The 6,517-nt window shown below is 31.1% G+C and carries 5 protein-coding genes; all 5 read right to left on the bottom strand.

Going from position 1 to position 6,517, the window contains the following annotated elements:
* Positions 1 to 518: 518 nt before the first annotated feature.
* Entirely contained in the window at positions 519 to 1,328 is an 810-nt protein-coding gene (locus DMB65_RS21775; protein WP_110308723.1) for a tetratricopeptide repeat protein, read from the bottom strand.
* Positions 1,329 to 2,060: 732 nt separating this feature from the next.
* A complete protein-coding gene (locus DMB65_RS21765) occupies positions 2,061 to 2,948 on the bottom strand; it encodes a hypothetical protein (RefSeq protein WP_110308721.1) in 888 nt (295 codons plus the stop codon).
* 625 nt (positions 2,949 to 3,573) lie between these two features.
* Complete coding sequence (locus tag DMB65_RS21760) at positions 3,574 to 4,017, bottom strand: cytochrome c oxidase assembly factor Coa1 family protein (RefSeq protein ID WP_110308720.1); 444 nt, start codon at positions 4,015 to 4,017, stop codon at positions 3,574 to 3,576.
* Positions 4,018 to 4,215: 198 nt separating this feature from the next.
* Positions 4,216 to 4,767 (bottom strand): hypothetical protein, encoded by a 552-nt coding sequence (locus DMB65_RS21755; protein WP_123955380.1) that lies wholly within the window; start codon positions 4,765 to 4,767, stop codon positions 4,216 to 4,218.
* A gap of 205 nt (positions 4,768 to 4,972) precedes the next feature.
* Positions 4,973 to 5,632: a hypothetical protein gene (locus tag DMB65_RS21750; RefSeq protein ID WP_110308718.1), complete on the bottom strand. Its 660-nt coding sequence runs from the start codon at positions 5,630 to 5,632 to the stop codon at positions 4,973 to 4,975.
* Positions 5,633 to 6,517 lie beyond the last annotated feature (885 nt).

Genomic DNA, 6,517 nt, shown 5'->3' with positions numbered 1-6,517 from the left:
ATAGGAATTAAAAACGATAATTCCACTAAAGATGCAAATAGCTAGAGGCGTGTGTTATGGTGTGTAGCGACACGTCTGTTAAGCACGCACTATTTTCCATTCCAATTATCGATTTCAATTTCGGCAAGTTTTTCCGCCTTCCGATTTTCCGTTCCAAATAGTTTCCGTCTTTGAATTCCAAACTTTAGTTAAATCTCAAAAAAAAATGCGACAAAAAAATCCGCTTTCGGTTGTCCGATAAGCGGTTTACGTTTGTTAGTCCGCAACAATTCGGTATCAATTTCGGTTTTGGTCAGCTTGGTTTTTACTTCATTTTGTTTTCCGAACTACAACACCCGATTAAAATCAGCTGATTCTCGTCGGCGGAGCTATACACCATAACGTTCCCGCGCTACACGCAGTTTGGGACTAAATTAAGCCCTATTTTCGGATTTGCCAAATCTTCCAAATACAAAACCAACTTTAAATTAAGCACAAAACCCGCCATTTCTGCAAACTGCTGTTACCAGCAGTTTTTTTTAAAATTTCAATAAAGGTTTTATGTTTTCTGGGATTTGGTCTTTATTTTCTATTTTTTCATAAAATTTCATTGCTTTTTGTTTCATTTTTTCGTCTTTTTTTATTTCTGAAACCTTTAGCAAACACAAAGAATAATGTATTTTAAAGTTTTCATCTTTTTTATATGTCGAATAACATTTTTCTAAACTTTCAAGACCTTCTTCATATTTTTTATTTAATGCGAGTAAAACTCCATTCAAGAATATAACATCATCTTTCAATTCATAATTTTTTAAAGTATATTTTTCAATTGCGAGATTTATATTTTCTAAGCCTTTTTCTACGTCTCCATAAATTGGTGATGTTACTGCAAATCCATAATAGCCTTCTGGGCTTTCAGGAAAGTATTTAATTATTTCGTTATATTTTCTTCTCGCAATTTTTATTGAAGCTTCGTTTCCAAATCTTAAAGCTTCTCCTGCTAAATTAGTTTTAAATTCAATGGATTTATTATTGGCTAAACTGTCAGCCATATAATAACAAGCCAAAGCATTTTTGTCGTTTAATAAACGTAGAGTATATCCAGTAAAAAATAATGCATCACAAAAAGTTGTATCAGTTTTATAAGCTCTAAAAAAAACATCAGAAGTCATTTTCAAATATTTCTTATCTAACGATTTATTTAAATATAAAGTTTCAATTCCTGTGTTGAATAATTCCATTGCTCTTGCATTTTCGGATTTGCAATACAATCTTTTTCCTTCAAAATAATCTTGCGAAAAAATTAAATTTATGTTTAGGATAAGTAAAAAAATAAATATTTTTTTCATAAAATATTGTTTTTCAGTTTGTTTATGCGGTTTTTGTGTAAAATTGCTAGTAACGTCCCCGCGCTATAAGCAGTTTGGGACTAAATTAAGCCCATTATTCGGATTTGCCAAATGTTTCAAATACAAAACCAATTTCAAATTAAGCATAATACCCAAATTGCTTGTAGCGTGTGTTACTGGAGGCTTGTTTTTGTCGAAATTACAATTAAACCGAAAACTTTTCACGTTTCTGTTGGCAAAATCCAACTTCCACGTTTGTGATTTTCGATTCGTAATTTTCAACGTTTTATTTTCAATTATTTACATTTCGTTTTAAAATTCTGCGCAAAAATTTTCAAGTTTTCCACTTTTCAGGTTTCTGTTGGCAGATTACAACTTTCACGTTTCTGCTTTTCAAATTCCAATTTTAACGCTTCCGTTTTTCAGTTTTCAACTTTTCATGTTTCTGCTGGCAAGTTCCAATTTTTACGCTTCTGCTTTTCAGTTTCTGTTGGCAAAATCCAACTTTCACGCTTCTGCTTTTAAACTTGTTGCGGAACGTGTGCTTATTTTCTAATTGTTTTTATCTGCGTAATTTCGGCACAAGTCTCCAGTAACGTTCCCGCGCTACAAGCAGTTTGGGACTAAATTAAGCCCTATTTTCGGATTTGCAAAATCTTCCAAATGCAAAAACATTTTTAAATTAAGCCTAATACCCAAATTGCTTGTAGCGTGTGTTACCGCTAGTGTTTTTTATTTCTTGCGAAAACCAAAACTTATTTTTTCTAAGCTTTGTATTCTAGTCAAGGAATTCATATCAAAATGAGAAACACCAAATTTGCCATCGCTTGTCTTGGTTATAAATTCTGATAGAATTGGTAATTGAATATTTGAATAATCAAGAGTTTCATCTTTAGAATTGAAAGGTAGGAAAATTTGAAATGTCAAAAAGCCCCAAATGAAAACAAAGCTAAATTCAGGACAATTATAATCTTTTTTCCTTTTCAACAATATAGCTATTGGCTTTATTACAGGTTTCCCATTTGGATAATAAAGCATCGTATTAGGAATTATAGGCTCGACTATTGATTTTGGATTATTTAACCAAGATATTCCCGAACAAAATTGTTCATAATCTTTTTTTTCCATCAAAGAGAAAGCAAATTTAACAAAGCTTTTATAAACGTAAAGTGGAACGAAAGGCATAGTTATAGACTCAATTTTTATCTTATCGTCAACAATCTTATAAAAATCATTATTTCCTTTGGTGTTCATTATTAATGTATTCTCGTTCTTAAACTGCGTAACAAAATTGTTATTACCATCAACATATTTTGGAAATTTCTTTTTGCCGGAAATTGGTAAATGTGAATTTTTAAATGCACCGAAATTCTTTAGATTATACTCATAAACGCCGAACTTATTATTGCAATTGTCACATTCGTTATAGCAAAACCATTCTTTATTGCCTGTGAATTCTGGAAGTAGATGTGCTTTAGATTTGAATTTATTAGGGTCTTTTTCACCACAATATTTGCAAATTTGATATTCAGATTCGGCAGTTTTATATTCTGCCATTACAACATACTCTTCGTATACTTCTCCGATATTATCTGCAACATATGAGATTGATTTTTCCATAGTTTATTTATGTGGTATTTCCGACAACATTAGCGGTAACGTTCTCGCACCTCTAGCTGTTTGCAACTTATGAAACTGAGTATTTTCGGCTAAACGAAAATAGGAATTAAAAACGATAATTTCACTAAATTTGCAAATAGCTAGAGGCGTGTGTTATGGTGTGTAGCGACACGTCTTTTAAGCACGCACTATTTTCCATTCCAATTATCGATTTCAATTTCGGCAAGTTTTTCCGCCTTCCGATTTTCCGTTCCAAATAGTTTCCGTCTTTGAATTCCAAACTTTAGTTAAATCTAAAAAAAAATGCGACAAAAAAAATCCGCTTTCGTTTGTCCGATAAGCGGTTCACGTTTGTTAGTCCGCAACAATTCGGTACCAATTTCGGTTTCGGTCAGCTTGGTTTTTGTTTCATTTTGTTTTCCGAACTACAACACCGGATTAAAATCAGCTGATTCTCGTCGGCGGAGCTATACACCATAACGTCCCCGCGCTACAAGCAGTTTGGGACTAAATTAAGCCCATCCTTCGGATTTGCTAAATCTCCCAAATACAAACCAATTTTTCCATTAAGTCAAATCCCCAAATTGCTTGTAGCGTGTGTTGGCGGATGGTTTTGTTGTTAATACTAAATTGTATCTTTTAAAATTTGGATTTCTTCTTTCGGCTCTTTAATTCTGATACTTATTTTTTTATATTTCCATTCAGTTCCATTTTTGTCAGCTGAAATATCCATTTTCCCTTTTCCTTTACTTCCTTTTATTCGTACTGATAACTCAACTGAATTGTTGTTGTTTGAATATATTGCATTTCCTTCTAAAATTGCTAATTTATCAATTGGTTCTATTTCACCAATAGCTTCAAGAACCCTTTGATTAGTTTTTGCTTTTTCAATTGCTTTTTCATAAAGTGAATTATCAGAATATGCTTGAGCAATATCAGTTACATTTCCGTCAATACTTAAACTCAAAATTAACCAAAATAAAAGCGAAAAAATTAATGTCAGGGTTGGTAAAAACCATTTCCAATTTTTCCCCCACCAACTTTTCTCAACTATTAATTCATTATCCATATTTTGTATTTTGATTTGTATTTCAATTATTTTTCTGCGAAATTTTGGTTCAAACTATCCGCCAACGTTCCGGCGCTTGGCGAGGTTGCGAAGTTCGGAACTGATTATTTTCTGTTAAAGATAAAATTTCTTGCGAGAAATAAACGTGAATTTACTACAAAATTCGCAATCTTGCCAAACGCCTGTTAGCGGTAGTTTTTATTTTTCATTATTAAGACTCTCTCCAATGTTAATTCCATTTATTTCTTTGTCCCAATCTTGAAAATGAATTCTTATTTTTCTTTTTTCGTAAATAAAATCAGTGTTGAAAAGTGTTCCATCATAATTTTCCCAGTTTTCAACAATTTTATCTGCTTTTCCAAATTTTTTTTCAATGTCTTTTTTTTGGATGTTTTTATAAAAATTAAGAAAATCACCATGTATTGCAAATTCGACAATTATTTTGTTTTCTATTCTATATTTTATACCATTTTTCAAATGAATCCATCCACTATCATTTAAAACTGACCTTATTCTATCATTTAATTTGTATTCAATTTCTTCATTATTAATAAAATAAAATGTTTTTCCATCATGCCAACTTCTTGAAGTTGCATTATCAGGAAATTTTTCTAAGGTAGTATCAACTACATTATCCAACTCAATTTTATTAGAACTATCTCCTAAATATATTTGATAAAATGATAATCGATCACTCGTTACAGAATTATCGAAAAGTATAGAAGGATTTAAAGTTATTTCTGTTTCCAAAGAATTGAATTTTTTTTTAAATATATTTATCATCCGTTGCATTAAGTTATTGAATTTACGCAATTTGAGTTAAAATTACCGCTAACGTTCCCGCGCTACACGCAGGCTGGGATTAAAGATGCGTAATCTTTCGGTTAAAAACAAATGTATCAAGTACAAATCATCTTCAAATTAAGCCAATTGCCCAGCTTGCTTGTAGCGTGTGTTAGGCACAGTTATTATATCGTGATATTAGTTCGTCAAAGTTAATTTTTTCGGTTTCTAAGTGTCCACTTACTCCATATTGCTTCATAAAATTCCATTTTGCTTTCTTATCTATTCTTATGGGCTTAATTTTTTCACTTGTAGGATAAATTTGTTTGCCTAATAGTTTAAAAAAATCTTCTTCGTAAATCTCAAAGTTTAGGCAAGGAAATTTTTTGCTTAGGTTGTATTCAGTGTCCCAAAGGAATAGGACTTGATTTTCATTAAGTTCAATAATATATAAATCGCTTTCATCCTCGTATTCTGGAGCAACTGCAATTCTTTTAGTTTTAATTTGCCAAGTGTCAACGGTACCTTTGTCAATTAATGAATTAAGTTGAGACAAAAAGGTTTTATGTTTTTTGTTTGCTTTATAAATTTCGTACGGCATAAAGACAATAAATGAAAATGCAAAAACAGCAATTGTTCCAAAAAAGAAAGTCCAAAAACTGTCTGGAATTAGCGTTGTAATATAAGATAATCCGGCTCCTAAAACTCCTGCAATAATAAAGTGATAAACTTTAATTTTTCCGTTTGCTTCTTTTTTCTTTTGAGTTTTTATTGTCCTTAAAAGTCGTAACTCGTCGGCATAAATTTTTCTTGTTTTAAAAGCAATGTTCATAGTTTAATAATGTCTGTTATTATAATTGTGCCTAACGTTCTGGTACTACAGCGGGTTTGGGACTAAATTAAACCCATTATTCGGATTTGCCAAATCATCCCAAATACAAAACCAACTTCCCATTAAGCCAATTGCCCAAATCCGTTGTAGTAGCTGTTGGCGGTTCGGTTGTTTTTAGTCGAAATTACGATTTTAATCCTTATTTCAAGTTTCTGTTTTTCCACTTTCGTTGACAGATTTCAATTTTTAAGTTTTGTTTTTCTTAGTATGAAATAACAATATTTGCATTGTTTCTTAAAGTAAAAAAGAAAATAACAGAAATTAGAATTCCAATTATAAAAAAAAGTAATTCAAATTTACTAAAATACTTTTGTGAGAAATTATCCATTATAATGGTTAAATAAATAGCAATGTATATTAGCAACAATAAGCCTGTAGAAAAAACCATAAAAATTTTTTGTTCTCCAAAACTTTTTACAAATAATTGGACGATTTCGGCTATTGTAGTTATATAAAAAATTAGAGTCCAAACCCAAAATATTCCTCTTGTTATTTTAGAAGGCGGTTGATTCATTTTTTTAATTGAGTTTGAAATCTGTTTTTATTTTTTTATATTTCTTTTCACTTTCACTTTTCTGTTTTTCACGATTCAATTGTTAAAATCCAATTTTCAGGCTTGATTTTTCGGAGTTCGTGCGTAAAGAAAATCAATTATTTTCAAAGTTTTTATCTGCGTAAGTTCGGCTTCAACTGACCGCCAACGTTCTCGCGCCTCTAGCTGTTTGCAACTTATGAAACTGAGTATTTTCGGCTAAACGAAAATAGGAATTAAAAACGATAATTCCACTAAATTTGCAAATAGCTAGAGGCGTGTGTTATGGTGTG

This window comes from Flavobacterium cheongpyeongense (genome assembly GCF_003202435.1).
GTDB lineage: Bacteria > Bacteroidota > Bacteroidia > Flavobacteriales > Flavobacteriaceae > Flavobacterium > Flavobacterium cheongpyeongense.
The sequence above is the reverse complement of the archived record's forward strand: the minus strand, read 5'-3'. Positions and strand labels throughout refer to the sequence as shown.

Bases quoted from the DNA above. Each gene is read 5' to 3' on its own strand.
- DMB65_RS21775 (WP_110308723.1), bottom strand. From the start codon at position 1,328: ATGAAAAAAATATTTATTTTTTTACTTATCCTAAACATAAATTTAATT.
- DMB65_RS21765 (WP_110308721.1), bottom strand. From the start codon at position 2,948: ATGGAAAAATCAATCTCATATGTTGCAGATAATATCGGAGAAGTATAC.
- DMB65_RS21760 (WP_110308720.1), bottom strand. From the start codon at position 4,017: ATGGATAATGAATTAATAGTTGAGAAAAGTTGGTGGGGGAAAAATTGG.
- DMB65_RS21750 (WP_110308718.1), bottom strand. From the start codon at position 5,632: ATGAACATTGCTTTTAAAACAAGAAAAATTTATGCCGACGAGTTACGA.